This is a genomic window from Brevibacillus sp. (assembly GCF_003521185.1).
Lineage (GTDB): Bacteria > Bacillota > Bacilli > Brevibacillales > Brevibacillaceae > Brevibacillus > Brevibacillus parabrevis.
Genome location: NZ_DOTK01000040.1, coordinates 1 through 15686 on the forward strand (window position 1 = coordinate 1; position 15686 = coordinate 15686).

Genomic DNA, 15686 nt, shown 5'->3' on the forward strand with positions numbered 1-15686 from the left:
TTGAAGTAGTTCCGGTTTGCCACCGCATCGGCGCCTTTTTTCTCGTTGGCTGTCCAGTGGATGACCAGTCCTTTCGGGACAATCTTTGTACCTGGTCTGGCCGTTGGGTTCGTGAGTAGCATTTCTGTGATTTGCATGTTATTTCCCTTCCCCTCTCCCTTTTAGTACCTCTACTGCTCGCTTAATCAATTCGGGAACGGGCAGGCCAATGCGTCCCGCGTTCTCGATAATGCTTAGCAGCTCATTTGCCAGGTAAAAAAAGATCGTCGCGTCGCGGATGAAATTTTGGTCACCAAGCGACATGTCGATCAGATGGGCAATCGCGACCATGCAAAAAATGAACAACTTCCGCGCAATGCCGATCATACCGACCTTGCTTTTTAACTTTCCTTCCATTCCGGCTGCAATCAGACCAGTGACAAAATCAAAAATGACGAATGCGAGTAGCACACTGAGCAATGCTGACCAGCCGCCAAAAAGAAAAGAGGCTGCTGCGCCTCCGATAGCAATTCCTGTTTTGATAAAGTTGTCCATTCGCTCTTCTTCCTCTCTCCCCTCGGTGCAGTAAAAATTGCCCCGGTCGGCTCGGGGCTGGCTCTCGGTCTTGGTGATAAAAAAATACCCTCGGTTTTACCCGAGGGCCGTTGATGGCGTTTTAAAATGGACCACTTAATGGTGTTTCATACGTTATGTTCTCGTGTTTATCCTTTACTGCCCCGGGAACAAACTTTACTTGATAGAAAAACCCGGTATGCCAAGTATCAGGATTATAACGCATGTAAACCTTGAGAATGGGCTTTTCCGGATCGGTTGTATCCCATTCAATACTCTGGTTCCAATTTTGTTTTTTTAAGTTGGCTCCAGTATGACTGTTAATGTGGGTAATGAGCTGATCGATATCAGTAATGGATAAGGTATCCTCTGATAATTCTTCATTGAAGCTAATCAGCAAAATACTCGCATTCATAACAGTGATTGTGCCAACTGCCGGGCTGGTATCGCTATTCTCGACTTATCCCCTTCTCTCCACGAGGGGTTTCGTTCGAGCCTACACCGCGCGAGCGACTTTCATCGCACACGGCGTTCCATCAACGGATAAAAAGCAAAAAACCTACAACGGGCAAATGTGATTATAAGCTCATAACGTATAACTGGTCCTCTAACTAAAGTTATGCATTGAGACAAATTTGAAGCTAACGGAAAGGAGCCACTCAGTAGCTCCCCCATGAAAAACGCCCTCTCCACTTGGGAAAAGGCGCTATGCTACTGGCGCTCCATCGGCACTCAGCCCGATAGCTTCCAGGTCTTCTTTTACTGCCAGCTTCAAACCAGTTGGCACACTGTCGTATGTGCGGCGGCCAACACGATCAGAGCTACCTAGCCCCGAAAAGATATGAGCCGGATGACTAGGTTAACCAGTGCTGCTTTCAGCATCAAGCATCGCCTGTACTTCCTCTTGAAGATGTGCGGGAACTTGGTCCATCTTCCGCCTGCCAGCCTTGACCAAACTGTAGTAAATTGCTGCCACTAAGATGTCCCTCCCATCTGCTCTTTCAATAAAAGCAACTCCTCATACAGTTGAGCAGTTGCCTCCATGATTGTGAGCTTGTCATTTTTTTCGGCGACCAGTTCCGCCTCCAGCCTGACAATCTTTTGTTCCGGCGTTTCCTGCTGCTTTTTGCGAATTTCCGTAATGGACTCTTGATTGCTGAACTTCATCAGTCAAAAGCACCCCCATATCCATAGACGTGGACGCGTTGCGTGGCAGAACCTTTGGCAAGGGTGACCCATACGCAAATAGCCCAGTCGGCTGCTGTCTTCGTCTTGTTTGTGAAAATGTAGCCGCGGCCACCGATTACGGCATTGCGAGCATCTTCCCAGGTAGGCGTAGCATCGAGATAGTTATTTGTGACCAGCACACTCTCGATCTCAGAGTCGGGCGGCAAGTATCGCTCCAGCGTGAACAGGATTCGCTCCGGCATGCCGTCTACTGTGAAGAAGGCAGCGACATCCGGGTTGTTGTAGTCCAGCATGAACTCCAGATGTGTCTCGGTGCGGGTAAAAGTGTATACGCGCTCAGCTGAAATGCCTGCGCTGTCCGTAGCAACGATCTTCAACTGGTGCTGTACGTCGAGATCAAGCTTGATCCATGCATCATGTGTCAGCTCGAAGGTGTTCTGCTGACCACCTGTCCCGGCGAATGACCTGACTTGCTGGCCGTTTAGGTACTCGGTGAAGGTGAAGGAGTTGCCTTCCGGGTCTGCGGCTGAATACGTGACTGTCGGCCGCTCCGTAAGCGTTCCAAGGTCGCTGTTTTGACCGCTGATCGTCGGCGGACGGTTCCAGACCACGCGGAACTTGCGCGTGACTTCCGCGCTTTTGCCGCCTTTGTCGTCTTCGGCCCAGACTGCCAGCGTGTGATCGGTGTTCTCCGCGAGGTCAGCTCCTACTACATCGACCGCGCCGTCCCACATCCTTTTGCCGCTGTACCTCAGATCGCGAGCAAAAGAAAGAGGCGTGCTGCCGTCTGAAACTCCAGATGCGATGTTTCGGATGGTGCCGCCGTTGATGCGGTATTTGATGGTGACTGCGTTGTCTACGTCCTGATCCAGTGCGCTACCAGCTACAGAAAGTGTAGCGTTTTCGGTCAGCGTCTGGTTGTCAGGCGTAGTCAGCGTGACGACAGGCTTCTTGTTCGGGTTTAGGACGCCGTAGTATTTTACTGCTCCGGCCGCTTGATAAAGCGTTGGCGGCACCGAGAAGTCAGTCTGGAACGACTGGTCATAAAACGTCGCTGGCTTGGTTCCTGCGCCGACCAAAAACGGACCTTGATATGTGACGAACTCGTCCGTTGACTCGATCCGCTTGATATAGCCGCCGTCTTCGTAGGTTATCGATAGCTTTCCGTTTTTGTCAGACGTGATGCTAGCGTTCTGTCCTTTTACCAGCTTTCTCGGCGCGGCGGGCCAGGTTATGGCGTCTGTTGAGTTGCTGTATCGAATGTAAGGGCTAACCGTATTATCGGAATCTGTACCGTGCCAAACAACATGCAGTTTGTCGTTTGGTGTGGTAATTGCTTGAGGACTTGCTTGAGGGTAGCCCCCGCCGTCGTAAATCATCACTCCACGTCCGTCATTGGATGGGTCCCAGGCGAAACCGAGATAAAAGTTAATGTAAATTCCGTAGTTGTTTGGGGCACTTGACCATACGCTAATGATCGCAGGATTTTCTAATACATACGCTACACATGGACTGGTGATGTTTGTACCTGAAGCATCATAGTACGTCAACTGACTAGCTGAACCAGGCGACGGATCAAGCGTCCCGTTCGACAAAAATACAAGGAAACCAGTGCGAATGTTGAAACTGTTTGGGAGTGTTGAGTTTTTCGTGCTGGCTGCCCACCAAAGTTCGGAACCGTGAGAGTTGACTATTAGGTCAATGCCATTAAATGCGGTTTGTCCCGAGTCGATTGCACCTTTATACAGAACCCAACTTGCGTTCAATCCCCATAGATTCGTGTTCGTTGCGTAGATTGCGTCGATTGCGATAAGGTTGATATCTGCGGTTCCTGTCGAAAATGCAATACACACTACACTATCCTTTGATGCGATCGAGAAGTAGGTCAAGTCACTACTTCCGTTACTCACGTAGCACAATTGCGCCCATGCTTTTCCGTTATTGGTTGACTTGTATAAATAAATGGTTTTTCCTGTAAAATCATAAACGGCCCCCACTAGCCACCCATTGTTCAAACGAACAGGCTGAGCCATTTGAGAAACAAGATGAGCCTTACTGACCACATTGACTGGAACATACAGCTTGCCATCCTCTTGCACTGCGGTGAAGTTTCGAGTCACTTTTGCTGAGTCATCGCTGCCATCGTTCACCCACACTTGTATGGAGGACACTTCTGCTGGTAACAGGCCAGAAACGTCAGCCGTCCCGTCCCAGAAACGCCCCTGTGAGTATGTCAACGTTTTGCTGAATGTCTTCGCTGTTGTTCCGTCAGATGTTCCGAGTGTGATACTCTGCGTCGGTCCGCCGCCGATGGAATACTTGACTGAGAGGGGTTGTCCAGCGTCTGCATCAGACACGCTGCCTTCCAACTTGTATGTGCTGCCTTCGGTCAAAGCAAGGTTGTCAGTTGGCTGCGCCAATGTGATGGAAGGGAGACTATTATCCACATAGTCAACTGTGACATTATATTGATAGTAGTATGCGTAAGTTCTAGTATCCGCCGACGATACCGTTCCACCGTATGTAGCGGTTACTTCCGCGAACCAAGAGTCTAACATTTTCGTGCAGCTGCCGTTGCTAGTACTGATCCTTGAAAGAGTACCGGAATACGTACCATCATTGTAATAGATTGCGCCGGGTAATGCCGCCAGTGCGTTCCCGTATGCACCAGAGCAGCCCGTCGCGCTATCGCCAACAGACGTTCGAGAATCTGTCTTATACGTTGAGTGCGAGACCGATCCACCAGTCTGAACCGTTCTCGAAACTGCACCATTTTTGAGAGTAAAGGTTAAGGTATTGCCAGTTAACGAATAGGAAACTGTACCTGTATTTACAGTAACTGTATTTATCTTCTTGAGATTTGGTAATGTTAGTACCTGAGTTTGTGATTGAGAGGTACTCTCTGGATAAGACATCGACTTTATTGCCATGTTCCTCCCCCTTTCCAAAAGTCGTTCGGTTGAGCGACTGTTTTTGCATCCTTCGTTTGCACTCCGCTATACCTCCAACCTACTTTGCGCCTTGTTGTAATAACCCCGAATCACCTTGATCCCGATAATCGTAGAAAGATCATCCTTGAAGTGGTTATGCAAGAAATTTTCTGGCAACGTGCTCTCGATAACGTTCACGCGAGTTTTCAGGTTCGATACATCAGCGGTGAGCACTGCAATAGCAGCATGAGCATCCGCGATACCTTGTTCCCAACGGTTTATGTCCACTTCCGTTACTGGGTCATCTTGTTTCCAGTCCATTTTGGCATTGTATGACATCTTACGCCCCTCCTCTCACATCGACAACGAAAGTCAGGTTCACGAATTGCGCACCGTTCATTTCAATAGTGGCCGTCTTTTCTGCGACGACTACCCCTGTACTCGTTCGGATTTTTGCATTAGTGATAACCGAAACGCTGGTGACGTTCTGCGTCGACACCTCTAAGGCAATTGCATCATGAACACCCGCAGTCGGATGCTGCGAAATAGATGCAGCATGGATTGGGACGGAAACAGTGTTATTCAGCAGGATATCGCCTCCCGTTATCCGCGCCAACAGGTCGTTTCGTATAGTCTGTAGATAACTGTGCGTGATCATCCGACCACCTCCTCGTATCGTTTGATTGGGGTCATCCCTACACGAAACTCGCTGACCTTGTGGTACTCTTTAATTCCAACAACCAGCACGTCCCGAAGTTCAACTCTCTCCAGCGACACAGGCTCGAACGCAACCCCGTTGCAATGAACAGGCCGGATTTTCTCGACGGCCTGTACCGCATTTTTGGTATCGAAACGGTCCTCGACCGGGTAAACGTACCGAATCACTTTCTTTTCAAAATCCTCGACCATTCGTACCTGCTTGAATGCTGACGAACTGTAGCCAATCGCCCGCAATACACCTGGAGTAAAGCCAAGGTACGCCCAATGCTTCTGCCGTATATTCTTCCGCCGCTCCTCAACACCCAGCAGCTGCTTTTGACCAAAGTAAATCCAATCCCAAACATCCAGCCCCCAGGTCGCTGACCACGGATGGAACTGCCGCAAAACGTCTTCCCGCTCCGCGGCAAAAGCATCGACTGCAGTTGCTGCGCCTTCGAAATGATATTCCGCTACCTTGTTCTCGTACCATTGCGGCGGCAACATTTGCCTGTAGCGTTCTGGAATCATGTCGTCACCGCCAAAGCGAGCGAAGCGACAGAGTCAGCAGGCACGGTTAGATTGGCTTCCTGGCCGTTCAGCGTGTAATCCGCAAAGTCGACGACCCCGTCCACGAAAAAGAGCGCCCCGATCTGCTGGTACACGATCTGCGAACGCCCTTTCAAATACGTTTTCACTTGGGCAGCAATCTGTTCCTCGATCTTCGCCTGCTCGGCATCGGGGCGCAGCGCCAGCTTCACTGCAATCGAAACGGGATAAACCTTGGCTGGCAGCACCCGCAGTTCGTGCAAAGCCCGCCTTTTGTCTTCCAGCTTGGTACGCACAGTATTCGCCAGCTCTTCCGTGGCGGGCTGACCGCTCGCATCCGTGATGTACACATCAATCGACAGATCGTGCCACGCCTTCTCCACAGCAACTGCTCCGCCTACGCCGTCAACGTTTCGCGCCCAGCGCTCATAGTCCTGGCGGCGGCCGTCGCCTTCTTCGGAGCGCGCTCGATCCAGCAAACGTTTACGATAGGCATCGTCAGTTTCTCCCTCATTGCGAGGGAGGCCAAAAAAGACGCCTGACGCGTCCAAATATTCACCGTCTGCCCAAGGAAGAAAGGCTTGCAAAAAGCCGTACTCCAAAAGCTGCTGCTGCTCGCTAAGCTCTTCGGCAATCGGGTAGGCCAAATCGTAGTGGATTTCCCCCTCTCCCGTAGCCGGCGGCGTCTCCCCGCGCTTCTGCGCGAGCACAGCCATCCGGTTCGCGATCCGCTGGTAAATCTGTTCGGGCGTCTCCCGCAAAATCGGCATTTCAGGTCTGTCTATCGTTGCCATGCATCCACCTCCAATCGGGTTGTGCCTCTTGTTCCTTCTATCTCCAGTTGCAAAATGACCCGGCCGCCCGCAAAGCGAATGTCCTGCACGACAGCGCGCTCAATCTCGCTGTGTGCCTCCAGCGCTTCCTCCGTCTGCGCCTTGATCGTCGGCAATGACAAACCGGAGCGCATCCGGCCTTTTTCCGCCAAAAAGTCCACCCCGTACCGCTCCGAGTAAATCGCGTAGCGAAAGCGGCGGGTGTGGAGAATTTTGTGCACCGTCTCCTGCAAGTATTCTGCATATGTTCTCGTGCGCAAATAGCGGCCATCTGGCCCTTGCTTCAACTGCTTCGTCTCCCAATCGAACTGATACGTCCAAGGAATCGGCTCGTCCGTTTGCGCCGTCAAAATGTCTTCCGTGCCCGTCAACTGGGGAAACATCATTCCACCACCCCGAGCAGGAGGTATTGATCGTTTGTGCAGGAAAGCAGGGCAACCTTTTTCCCTACGTCCTCCTGGCGCAACTCCGCAGAGCGCAAGGCGACAATTTCATCCGGCTCCAAAGGCGTTGGGTCTTCGTCGAGCTTGACGGACAACGGCGTGAGCGACAAAAGCTGTCCGAACTCCCCTCGGGTGTTCACCAGCCCGTCCTGTGTATATCCCCTGAGCTTTGCAATGACGGATTGCATGATTACGTCCTCCTTTCCAGTTGCAGATCCATTGTGTATTGCCCGCCTTTCCAGTGAGCGTTGCAACTGGTGACGATCCAATCGGTAATGGTCTGATTGTTCTTTTCCATGATCTTGATCAGCCAGCCTGCGCGAAGCCTTGCCGCCTGCTCGTCCTCATGACGGACCGAGATCGACCTTGTCAGCGGGATTTTGGACAGCTCGGCAAGCTGCTTCGCTGCCAAAGCGGCAACATTTTTGTCCTCCCCGGCGTCGATGACCTTTTGCATGCGGCCAATTTGCTTGACGAGGCTCTCGTTCGCTTTCGTCGCACTGCTCGCCACCTTGTCGTCCTGGTAGCGCTCTGCTGTCACCACCGTGTACACATCCTCGATGCTCTCGCCTGTGGAGCTTGTTGAAAGCAAGCTTGCCTTGAACAGCGGAACGATCGGGTTTGCTCCCTCCGGCAAAACGGTCAGCTTGTCGCGCTGGTACTGCACGAAATAGCGGGCGCCTGTTTTCTCGTACGCTTGCTCGGTCAGCGATGTGAACAGAGCCGTATATGATTGGGGAGCAATGCGCTCTTTGGTCGTGAAGCCAAAAGGCGGGCAGCTTATGTTCACGCCCGCCGCCTTGATGACTCGCGCCAGCTCCGTTCCGGCATCGCCGTCCAGCTTGATGCGGGAGACTTCGTTTTTTTGCAAATACCAGCCAAGCTCGTAAGCTGTCGCGGACAAATCCCCAGTCCGATCGTCGCGATCGAGGCGGACAAGCGGACCGTGGAAGATTTGCTGCGCTTCTTTTAGCTGATCGCCGGAAAAGAGCATCAAAAAGCCCGCCGCTTGCAGGGGCGGGGCTTCCTTGATTTGCACACTCAACTGCCCGGCGATTTGCCCGCGGGACGATGACCAGGACAGCTCTGTGACAGCCGGGGAAAGGTCATATCGAGTCTGTTCCTTCCCATATATGACTTTCATCTCATCATCTCCGTTAAAATCCGTGTGCGTCTTCCAGCTTTTTTTGAATCCGCATGCGCATGTCCTCAGCCCGGCTGCTGCCAGCAGACTGAGTCATCGCCTTCTGCTTCTTCGTCTTTTTCGCTACCTTGCCGCTCGTATTGGGACGAACCGACTGCTGCCGCGAGATGACGGCGCCAGGGGAGAGAAGCTGCGTCTGGTTGCTCCAGGTAATAAATTCGTCTTTTACAAACAGCGGCAGCTCAATCGAGCCGTGAAAATCGACGTTTTTCCCCTGAAACTTGCCATCGCACGGCCCGATCAGCACATTCCAGGCGAGATTCAACTCGTCGATCGTCAGCAGCACCTCTGATCCTGTCAACCGCTCCAATCCGGCAAGCCACGATCTCGGACCTTGGTAGCCTTTGACCTCGATGTAAGGAGCTGTAATGTCTCCCGGCAAAAAGAAATCGAAACTGATCGATTTCGGACGTCTGGCCGAGATGCGATTGGCGGCGAGCAACGTGATCGACGTGGTGCCTTCGACATCGTTACCGTAGCCGCGAAATTGGATTTCGGCTGGAGTGACCGGGAATGTCAGTGTGTATTTGCCTTGCATGCGAATCATGTCACCACTCCTCCTCTTGTCTCCAGCGCGTCCAACAGTGCCCTCTCAATGATCGCTCTGATTCTTTGGCTGACAGTTGGATCATTGAGCATTTTCAGCATCGTCGGAATATCTTGCAGCACACCGTCCGCATGCAAAGAAATTGTCAGTTGTGGGATCGTCAAGGAGACGCTCTGTGTTTTTGCATTCGGATTTCCTGCTGGTGAATAGGCAGGGGCAGTTGACCTTTGCGGCGCTGCTTGAGGTGCGCGTGTCCTGCGCCGCTCCTTTCCGAAAAGCTGCTGCTTTTGTGCTGTATCTCCTTCTTTCGCAAGCGACCTGTTCTGCCACCAATTTTTTGCTGTGTCATAGATCGCGCCTCCCGCCATAGAACCTCCGAAGCCACCAATGATGCCGCCGATCGCTCCTCCGATTGCTGTCCCAAGTCCCGGAACAATGGAGCCTACAGCAGCTCCCATCGCCGCGCCAGCAGCTGCGCCTCCCCATCCACCAAGCGCTTCTGCACCTACTTGTGCTGCCGTATCCACTTTATTTTCCGATCCGGCGATTGTCGCAACACCGAGCAAGGTTCCAACGAGCGGTACCCTTCTCAATCCTGCCTTCGCGATCTTTTTCCAGGAGCCTTTTCCTCCGGCTTTTTCGGTTTTATCCGCTTTCTCTCGGCCGCCACTATCCAGTTCAGTCATGTCCGGCAGTTCAGGCATCATGTCTAGAGGAGAAGCACCTGGCACAGCTGCACTGATGCCAAGAGGAGCTGCGCCTGCGACTGCACCAACTGCGGTTGCATTGCGTTTGCCTCCCGTCTGCTTGTTCGCTTCATTACCAGCAGCAGACTTGTTCGACCCGTTCCTGTTTTTATTGCTGTTATTTTTTTTGTTACCCTTATTGTTGGATTTATTCCCCTTTTTACCACCTGCGCCAGAACCGTCGCAGCAGCAACAGCAGCAGCACTCTCGTTTTCCTCCTGCATCCGGATTGAGCGGTTTTTCTTCCTCCGCTGCTTTTCCTTTTTTGCCTATTCTGGCTATAAGCCCCCCTACCGTAGTGAAAAAAGCTTTCGTTTTCGTCCAGATGTTTGTTGCAAGGGCACCGACTGTCAAAATGACGGTCACAGCCGTTACCATATATACGGCACCTTTCCTTACCGTCTCATCCCAACTGTTGAACCAGCCGGTGAAAAGTGCAGCTGTTTTGGAGACCAGCGCAGTGACACCCGACAAATCGCTAGTTACTTTTCCGATCGCGTCCATCGCCTCATGCTTCGCCTCTGCCTGAGCCTGAAGCGTAGCAAAAAACGGGTCGGCCTGGGATGAAGCTGCATATGCTTTATCTACCTCGTTATTCATCTCTGGCTTCATATCGCCGGAGGCAATCTTGACCGTCTTCTCCACAATATTTCCCGAATCGCCGCCCAGACTGGCCATGGCTTTTTGCTGTTCCGCCGCGTTCGAAGAGGCAGCAATCAGCATCATCATTTTTCCCAATGCGATTCGCTGCTCGTCTTTGTCTGTAGAAGCCAGCCCTATAGCAAGCCTTTTGGAATCTTCCTCGGCTCTTTGTTGTGCCATGGCTTTTTTCTGCTCGTCGGTTAGTTTCTTTTCCGGGTCAGACTCCTGAATTTGCTTTTCGTATTTGGATGCAAGAAGCTGTACAAGTCCACCATTGGCGTTATATTCCTGACCCTTGATCAACAGGGCGCCAAACTCCTTGCTATTCAGGGACAGCTGGCTGATTTCTCCGACCACGGCAGCCAGTTTCTCTGGGGTATTCAGCATTTTGCCATTCGCTGTGTTGAATTGCGCGAGGGAATCTACCAGCTTGAGGCTAAGATTGCCTGCTCCCGCATTGTTCATATACTGAAGCGCATTCGCCAGTTGTTCAGGTTTGGCATCAGCCTGTGTTGCGGCGCCAATCGCTGTCATCATTCTTACACTTTCTTCCCCGGCAAGACGAGTCGTGACAGCCAGTCTTGCTGCCTCTTCCACCATTTTTGGATCGACGTTCCCGCTTTTTGCAATCAGAGCCATCGCCGCGGGTTCGGTCAGATAAGGATTGAGCCTTGTCAATTTCGCGGCCATCTCTTCGAAAACTCTCATTTCCGCAGCGCTTTTTCCACTGCCTGCATAAATAGCCCGCTCTTGCCCCGCAGCCTTGGCTTCCGTTTTGACTCCATCCATCGATGTGCCAAAAGCAACACCATTCCAGAGTCCCCCTAAGTTGGCCCACTCCTTTTTCATGTCGTCAAACTTGGGGGCAATGTCTACAAATTTGACTTTAGGCTTCACTTTGTTCAGCTCATCCATGCTGGCCCTGACTTTCTGAACGTCGCTCTTCATTCGACTAAGTCCTGCGGAGAGCTTATTGGTCATGCTCTGCATTTCCCGTCCTGCTCGGCCTACTTCCTTGGTCATCGCGCCCATTTCGTGCAGCATGCGCTTCATTTCCGAACGCGTGTCTTTCAATCTAGCAGCATCTGTTGCCATTCATTTCACCTCCTGTCTTAACTGTCATCCAACTTCCTTTTATATCCTAAAGCGGGATCGGAAAAAGCCAAGCCCCTTCACCCGGCCCTTTCCTCATCTTCCAGCTCGACCATCTGACAAGCCATCACGAACAGCTTTTGCTTGTACGCGTCCACATCGTACTCCAACAGATCCGACGGACGGCCCCGGCCTCTTAAAAAAGCGCGGCACATGTGCCAAGCCTCTCCGTCAGATCGGATCAGTTTTTTGCTTCTTCAATGGCCTCTTCTTCCGACTGGCCTGCGTTTACATCGCGCACTGCCTGGAGCAGCTTGCTGTATCCCTCAGGATTGTCGCGGAAAATTTTCTCCACCAGCTCGTACTTCGTTCCGGCCTTGTACGCCTTTTTCAGCTCTTCCTGGTTCCACGGAAACTCATGCTCGGTCGCCTTGACGATTCGGGCGTCGTTGTAGAGGAACCAGTCCGTTTTTTCTCCCTTGTCTGCCATGCGCTCGCATTCGCGCAGCTCGGACAGGTTCAGTTGGCGTACTTTCCACTCGTCGCCGTCGATGACGACAACCACCTCTTTGCGCGGCGCTTGTTCATTCGCTTTTGCCAAATATTTTTGCAGTTTGCTCATGTCTCTTCCTCCTATTCGATGTAAGCTGGCAATTCATCCAGGTAGTCCGGCTTGTCGATGGACATCCCTTTCAGGTCGTAGGTAGCGTGATCGTTGCCGTCTGCCTTCGCTTCCCACAGCGTGATTTCTTCCGGATTCAACACGATGTTGGAAATGCGGACGCGCTCGGAGTTGCCCGCTTCCTTGTCCAGCGTCTCTCCAATCAAAAACGGCAGCACAGGCGTTTTGCCCTGGGTCAATTGCTCGACGCAGTAGTATTTCAAAGCGGCGTTGGTAGCCGTAATTTTCAGCGTGACCTCTACATGCCAGTCATTGACCGTCTGGATTTTCCCTTTTTGCAGACGGTTGGTGTCGCCGTACTCGACCTTGAGGACCATTTTGCCCTCCAGTGTTCCGTAGATCGGATCTCCATTTTCATCGTAAACTTGGCAATTTTTCAGTTTGATATCGCGTGCAATAGCCAATTACAGCACCTCCCAGTCAATGTCAAAGTATTCGATCGCATCCAATGGCTTGGCCGACAGCAGGAAGCCGCGGCGATCGCCGTTTCCGTTCTTTTTGTCTGTAAACGTCCAGCCTGTCTCAATCGCGCCTTGCTGCTCGCGCACGGTCAAATAAGCGTTGACCGCAGACACAAACACCGCACCGCCCAGGTCGTTGTTGCCCAGCTTGCCTTTGTACTTTTTGCCGACTGCATTGATGTCGTTGACGATCTGGTCGAGCGTCATGCTGACGCGGATTTTGCCGTAATCTTCCCGCTCGTGTGCACCCAAAACAGCCAACGTGTTCACGGCGCTCTCGATGATGTACACCTCGCCGTCACGGGTGGCGACCAAGGTTCCCGAGCTGAGCGCTTGCAAAATGTCGGTGTGGCCCCAGTCTTTCAGCGCTTTTTTCAGCGGCACGACAACCGCCGTCAACGATTCGTGCGCAGGCGTCGCCGCGATCATGCCCGCTACCCATGCCGCCCACTGCAGGCTGCCATATGTGTTTCCATTGTTGTGCTGGCCAGCGATGGCGCAATTGACGACATAACGGGCATTTTGCGCGACAGAGCGCTCCACATGCTTCTCCATGTTTTCATCGTCCGCAGCCTTGCCGCCAATGACCAGCGTGCTCAGCTTTTTGCCCAGCTTGCGGCGATCGCTCATAAACTGCTTGGCCGCTGCCTGCACGGAAGCATCGTCGAACGGCAAGTACATGGCGTCAAAATCCGCACCGGAAACAGCCATGAACAGCTTGCTGGAATCCGCTGCCGAGAGTGCCGCTGTCCCGCTGGTGCCGCCTGTCAAATTCGCTTCGGAAGCTACGGCAATCGCCGCATCGCCCAGCTTTTTCACGCGCACGTAAAGCGACTGGCTTGTTTTCGCCACCAGCTCATCTGCATCCGCAAACGAAAACTTCTCGGTTTGCAGCGGCCCTTTTACTTGCAGCTCCTTTTTGCCCGGCTCGGAAGTAGAAGCGACGATGACGACGCGCAAGTCGTTGCCCAGCAAGCCCGGATAAAGCGCCTCGATCCGCACGGCATTCGCCTGCTCGTAAGCTGCCTTCGCCGCTGTTCCGTTCGTCATGCGATACGCCAGGACGGTTGCCCCGCCTTCTGCCGCCAGTTCGACCGTATCCGCTTTGCCAAACGTTTGCGCCATGCGCTCCTCGTAGCTGCCCAGCTTCACCAGTTCATCCGGCGCTCCCCACTCTGCCTGGTACGGAACCAGAACAACACCGCTCTTTGGTACTACTCGTTCTTTTGCCTTTGCGATCAGTTCGACCGTTACGCCCGGCCGTTCACGTTGAATTGTCATGCTTACACCCCGCCTTTGTATTTGGTCAATCGATTTTTTACTTGCCCTTCCGACAGCTGCTCGTTGTCTGCCGCCATAAAAAGAGCGCCTGCTACCTCGAACCGTTCGGCTTCCAGATAGGCGGCGCTCAAAATCCACTCCTGTTTTGTTTTCACAACATCAGGTTGCTGCTCTTTTTTTGCCACTAGGAACGTCCCTCCTCAATCTCAAATTCGTTGATGGTCGCTTCCGCCGCTTTCGGCACCGTGACGACGTACGTAAACCGAAACGCAATTTCCGTGCGATCCCGCTTATCCCGCCAGATTCGCAATGTCGAGCTGTCGATGTCGATGGACAAATCCGACGCCGTACCGCGATAGCTGTACTGCGACTTGCGCAAAAGCTGGCGCAGCGGCTCGTCCGACAGCCTCTGGTACACGCCAGCTGTTTTCGGATAATGCAGCACGATCCACGCCTCTGACTGCACTTGATAGGAAGCATGGCTCCTGCCCGTCTCCCCGATGCCTTGCGTCAGCAAAAACGCGGCCGGTGCGGAAAAACGCTGAGCCATCCAGTCGTCGACGTTGACGACCGTTGCCAGCTGCGGATAAGCTTCCCCGATCAGTTCGGAAAGAACGGACAACTCGCGATCCTCCATCCTCCCACCTCCCCCTTCCAAGCAAATACGCGTTTATTTCGCAACGTTGCAGGGCTGTACTTTACATGCTTGTAGTCAAGCGGAAGAAAGTTTTAACCCCTTTGCGACTCCTCTTTCGAATCTTCCTTCAATGAGCGCCTGTTGAACGTCCTCTGTATGACCGATGTCCCACTTTTTGTTGGTAAACTGAACTTCCATACACTATTTTTTCTTTGTCCCGTATTGCAACTTTCAAGCTGCTTGTTTCAACTGCTGCCCTATCTTCTCCCCAAGTAATGGTTCTGTCGTATAACCTTCCCTGCCTGCCAGGTAAAATAAGTGGGTATTTGCTCACAGATTTTTGAGAAAAACGAAAAGGTTCTGTTTTACTGGGAAAATTAGGGAAATTCGCCCTAAATCTCAATATTTCGATACGTAATGGCAGCATCGTTTTATGATTATTTAGGATCAATTTCATCCACAGTTCTTTATAACCCCATGATAAACGAAACCATTCCCCAGTTGGAACGTCTAACCAGTATGCGGGAAATTAACTTAGGGGAGGTAATAGCCGTGGTAAAAACTTCGCTTCTCACTTCAGTGGCCTTGGCCATTTCAATTGGATTTTCAGGAATTATTGCTCCGTCAGTTTCTGCGAATACTCCTGTACCCATTCAAAAAGTTCAGTCCCAATCAATGATCGAACATGTAAAATCGATAAGAACTGAACATAAAGGTATATCCTCAATTGCAATTACTGAAGAATGGTTTAACCCACAAAATGGTTTTTTCCGAGACGACAAACTCGTAAAAGAACCGGGGAAAATCACTCTAAAATCCAAGGTGTATCAATACCCTAACCAAAAATCGCTGTTTAGAGAAACAATTGACCGGTATCAAGACAAGGATATTTGGACACAGCTAGGTGTTGAGACTTTAAATGGGCAGCAAGTTAAAAAGATGAAAACCATTATTGAGCCGAAAAGTGGTATTTATCAAATCGCGTATGTGAGTTCATCAACAGGCTTACCCATTAAAGAAGAGGAATTTGATGAAAAGAATGAACTAATCGTTACGTTCGTCTATTTTTTCGACCAAGTCTCCGACCCCAAAGGTGAAATCTTTAAAGTAAAAGAACAACATGTAGAGATCGATCTGCAAAAAGCGAAGTGAATCTCACTTCGCTTTTTGCCTTGTTATTTAGAGAGCGTAAAAAGTTTTGTG

At 51.7% G+C, this 15686-nt stretch carries 21 protein-coding genes; 1 reads left to right on the forward strand and 20 read right to left on the reverse strand.

The window, feature by feature from the left end:
- Nucleotides 1–138 precede the first annotated feature (138 nt).
- From DEP07_RS12225 to DEP07_RS12320, 20 genes are all read right to left on the reverse strand, one after another.
- On the reverse strand, nt 139–534 hold the full coding sequence (locus DEP07_RS12225) for a phage holin family protein (RefSeq protein ID WP_063226740.1): 396 nt from the start codon (nt 532–534) through the stop codon (nt 139–141).
- A 121-nt stretch (nt 535–655) separates the two neighbouring features.
- On the reverse strand, nt 656–967 hold the full coding sequence (locus DEP07_RS12230) for a hypothetical protein (protein ID WP_122963791.1): 312 nt from the start codon (nt 965–967) through the stop codon (nt 656–658).
- A gap of 444 nt (nt 968–1411) precedes the next feature.
- On the reverse strand, nt 1412–1528 hold the full coding sequence (locus DEP07_RS12235) for a CD1375 family protein (protein WP_267901895.1): 117 nt from the start codon (nt 1526–1528) through the stop codon (nt 1412–1414).
- Entirely contained in the window at nt 1528–1719 is a 192-nt protein-coding gene (locus DEP07_RS12240; protein WP_122963790.1) for a hypothetical protein, read from the reverse strand. The genes DEP07_RS12235 and DEP07_RS12240 overlap by 1 nt, the downstream gene beginning before the upstream one ends.
- Complete coding sequence (locus DEP07_RS12245) at nt 1719–3122, reverse strand: hypothetical protein (protein WP_287102535.1); 1404 nt, start codon at nt 3120–3122, stop codon at nt 1719–1721. Before DEP07_RS12245 ends, DEP07_RS12240 begins: the two co-directional genes overlap by 1 nt.
- A gap of 1614 nt (nt 3123–4736) precedes the next feature.
- The gene (locus tag DEP07_RS12250) at nt 4737–5009 is read right to left on the reverse strand and encodes a hypothetical protein (protein ID WP_122963787.1); all 273 of its coding nucleotides are present in this window, start codon (nt 5007–5009) and stop codon (nt 4737–4739) included.
- Nucleotide 5010: 1 nt separating this feature from the next.
- On the reverse strand, nt 5011–5328 hold the full coding sequence (locus tag DEP07_RS12255) for a hypothetical protein (RefSeq protein ID WP_122963786.1): 318 nt from the start codon (nt 5326–5328) through the stop codon (nt 5011–5013).
- Complete coding sequence (locus DEP07_RS12260; RefSeq protein ID WP_280649124.1) at nt 5325–5897, reverse strand: hypothetical protein; 573 nt, start codon at nt 5895–5897, stop codon at nt 5325–5327. Before DEP07_RS12260 ends, DEP07_RS12255 begins: the two co-directional genes overlap by 4 nt.
- Nucleotides 5894–6709: a baseplate J/gp47 family protein gene (locus tag DEP07_RS12265; protein ID WP_287102536.1), complete on the reverse strand. Its 816-nt coding sequence runs from the start codon at nt 6707–6709 to the stop codon at nt 5894–5896. Before DEP07_RS12265 ends, DEP07_RS12260 begins: the two co-directional genes overlap by 4 nt.
- On the reverse strand, nt 6697–7131 hold the full coding sequence (locus DEP07_RS12270) for a DUF2634 domain-containing protein (RefSeq protein ID WP_122963783.1): 435 nt from the start codon (nt 7129–7131) through the stop codon (nt 6697–6699). The genes DEP07_RS12265 and DEP07_RS12270 overlap by 13 nt, the downstream gene beginning before the upstream one ends.
- A complete protein-coding gene (locus DEP07_RS12275; protein ID WP_173599379.1) occupies nt 7131–7379 on the reverse strand; it encodes a hypothetical protein in 249 nt (82 codons plus the stop codon). The genes DEP07_RS12270 and DEP07_RS12275 overlap by 1 nt, the downstream gene beginning before the upstream one ends.
- A 2-nt stretch (nt 7380–7381) precedes the next feature.
- A complete protein-coding gene (locus DEP07_RS12280; RefSeq protein ID WP_173597644.1) occupies nt 7382–8335 on the reverse strand; it encodes an XkdQ/YqbQ family protein in 954 nt (317 codons plus the stop codon).
- 13 nt (nt 8336–8348) lie between these two features.
- On the reverse strand, nt 8349–8942 hold the full coding sequence (locus tag DEP07_RS12285; protein ID WP_287102537.1) for a hypothetical protein: 594 nt from the start codon (nt 8940–8942) through the stop codon (nt 8349–8351).
- Complete coding sequence (locus DEP07_RS12290) at nt 8939–11425, reverse strand: hypothetical protein (RefSeq protein ID WP_281869344.1); 2487 nt, start codon at nt 11423–11425, stop codon at nt 8939–8941. The genes DEP07_RS12285 and DEP07_RS12290 overlap by 4 nt, the downstream gene beginning before the upstream one ends.
- Nucleotides 11426–11502: 77 nt before the next feature.
- Entirely contained in the window at nt 11503–11637 is a 135-nt protein-coding gene (locus DEP07_RS12295; RefSeq protein ID WP_255679189.1) for a hypothetical protein, read from the reverse strand.
- A 26-nt stretch (nt 11638–11663) separates the two neighbouring features.
- Complete coding sequence (locus DEP07_RS12300; protein WP_122963778.1) at nt 11664–12044, reverse strand: phage tail assembly chaperone; 381 nt, start codon at nt 12042–12044, stop codon at nt 11664–11666.
- 11 nt (nt 12045–12055) lie between these two features.
- A complete protein-coding gene (locus DEP07_RS12305) occupies nt 12056–12508 on the reverse strand; it encodes a hypothetical protein (RefSeq protein WP_063231751.1) in 453 nt (150 codons plus the stop codon).
- Complete coding sequence (locus DEP07_RS12310; protein WP_217023232.1) at nt 12509–13846, reverse strand: phage tail sheath subtilisin-like domain-containing protein; 1338 nt, start codon at nt 13844–13846, stop codon at nt 12509–12511.
- 2 nt (nt 13847–13848) lie between these two features.
- Complete coding sequence (locus DEP07_RS12315) at nt 13849–14031, reverse strand: hypothetical protein (protein WP_122963776.1); 183 nt, start codon at nt 14029–14031, stop codon at nt 13849–13851.
- Nucleotides 14031–14483, reverse strand: coding sequence for a hypothetical protein (locus DEP07_RS12320; protein WP_122963775.1), 453 nt, complete (start codon nt 14481–14483; stop codon nt 14031–14033). Before DEP07_RS12320 ends, DEP07_RS12315 begins: the two co-directional genes overlap by 1 nt.
- 552 nt (nt 14484–15035) lie before the next feature.
- Between DEP07_RS12320 and DEP07_RS12325 the strand changes: the two genes are divergently transcribed.
- Complete coding sequence (locus DEP07_RS12325) at nt 15036–15635, forward strand: hypothetical protein (protein WP_122963774.1); 600 nt, start codon at nt 15036–15038, stop codon at nt 15633–15635.
- The last annotated feature ends 51 nt before the right edge of the window (nt 15636–15686 follow it).

What these genes read in the sequence shown, in the direction of transcription:
- DEP07_RS12285 (WP_287102537.1), bottom strand. Translation starts at nt 8,942, where the DNA reads ATGATTCGCATGCAAGGCAAATACACACTGACATTCCCGGTCACTCCA.
- DEP07_RS12250 (WP_122963787.1), bottom strand. Translation starts at nt 5,009, where the DNA reads ATGTCATACAATGCCAAAATGGACTGGAAACAAGATGACCCAGTAACG.
- DEP07_RS12280 (WP_173597644.1), bottom strand. Translation starts at nt 8,335, where the DNA reads ATGAAAGTCATATATGGGAAGGAACAGACTCGATATGACCTTTCCCCG.
- DEP07_RS12295 (WP_255679189.1), bottom strand. Translation starts at nt 11,637, where the DNA reads ATGTGCCGCGCTTTTTTAAGAGGCCGGGGCCGTCCGTCGGATCTGTTG.
- DEP07_RS12275 (WP_173599379.1), bottom strand. Translation starts at nt 7,379, where the DNA reads ATGCAATCCGTCATTGCAAAGCTCAGGGGATATACACAGGACGGGCTG.
- DEP07_RS12290 (WP_281869344.1), bottom strand. Translation starts at nt 11,425, where the DNA reads ATGGCAACAGATGCTGCTAGATTGAAAGACACGCGTTCGGAAATGAAG.
- DEP07_RS12230 (WP_122963791.1), bottom strand. Translation starts at nt 967, where the DNA reads ATGAATGCGAGTATTTTGCTGATTAGCTTCAATGAAGAATTATCAGAG.
- DEP07_RS12260 (WP_280649124.1), bottom strand. Translation starts at nt 5,897, where the DNA reads ATGATTCCAGAACGCTACAGGCAAATGTTGCCGCCGCAATGGTACGAG.
- DEP07_RS12270 (WP_122963783.1), bottom strand. Translation starts at nt 7,131, where the DNA reads ATGTTTCCCCAGTTGACGGGCACGGAAGACATTTTGACGGCGCAAACG.
- DEP07_RS12320 (WP_122963775.1), bottom strand. Translation starts at nt 14,483, where the DNA reads ATGGAGGATCGCGAGTTGTCCGTTCTTTCCGAACTGATCGGGGAAGCT.
- DEP07_RS12225 (WP_063226740.1), bottom strand. Translation starts at nt 534, where the DNA reads ATGGACAACTTTATCAAAACAGGAATTGCTATCGGAGGCGCAGCAGCC.
- DEP07_RS12265 (WP_287102536.1), bottom strand. Translation starts at nt 6,709, where the DNA reads ATGGCAACGATAGACAGACCTGAAATGCCGATTTTGCGGGAGACGCCC.
- DEP07_RS12255 (WP_122963786.1), bottom strand. Translation starts at nt 5,328, where the DNA reads ATGATCACGCACAGTTATCTACAGACTATACGAAACGACCTGTTGGCG.
- DEP07_RS12300 (WP_122963778.1), bottom strand. Translation starts at nt 12,044, where the DNA reads ATGAGCAAACTGCAAAAATATTTGGCAAAAGCGAATGAACAAGCGCCG.
- DEP07_RS12240 (WP_122963790.1), bottom strand. Translation starts at nt 1,719, where the DNA reads ATGAAGTTCAGCAATCAAGAGTCCATTACGGAAATTCGCAAAAAGCAG.
- DEP07_RS12310 (WP_217023232.1), bottom strand. Translation starts at nt 13,846, where the DNA reads ATGACAATTCAACGTGAACGGCCGGGCGTAACGGTCGAACTGATCGCA.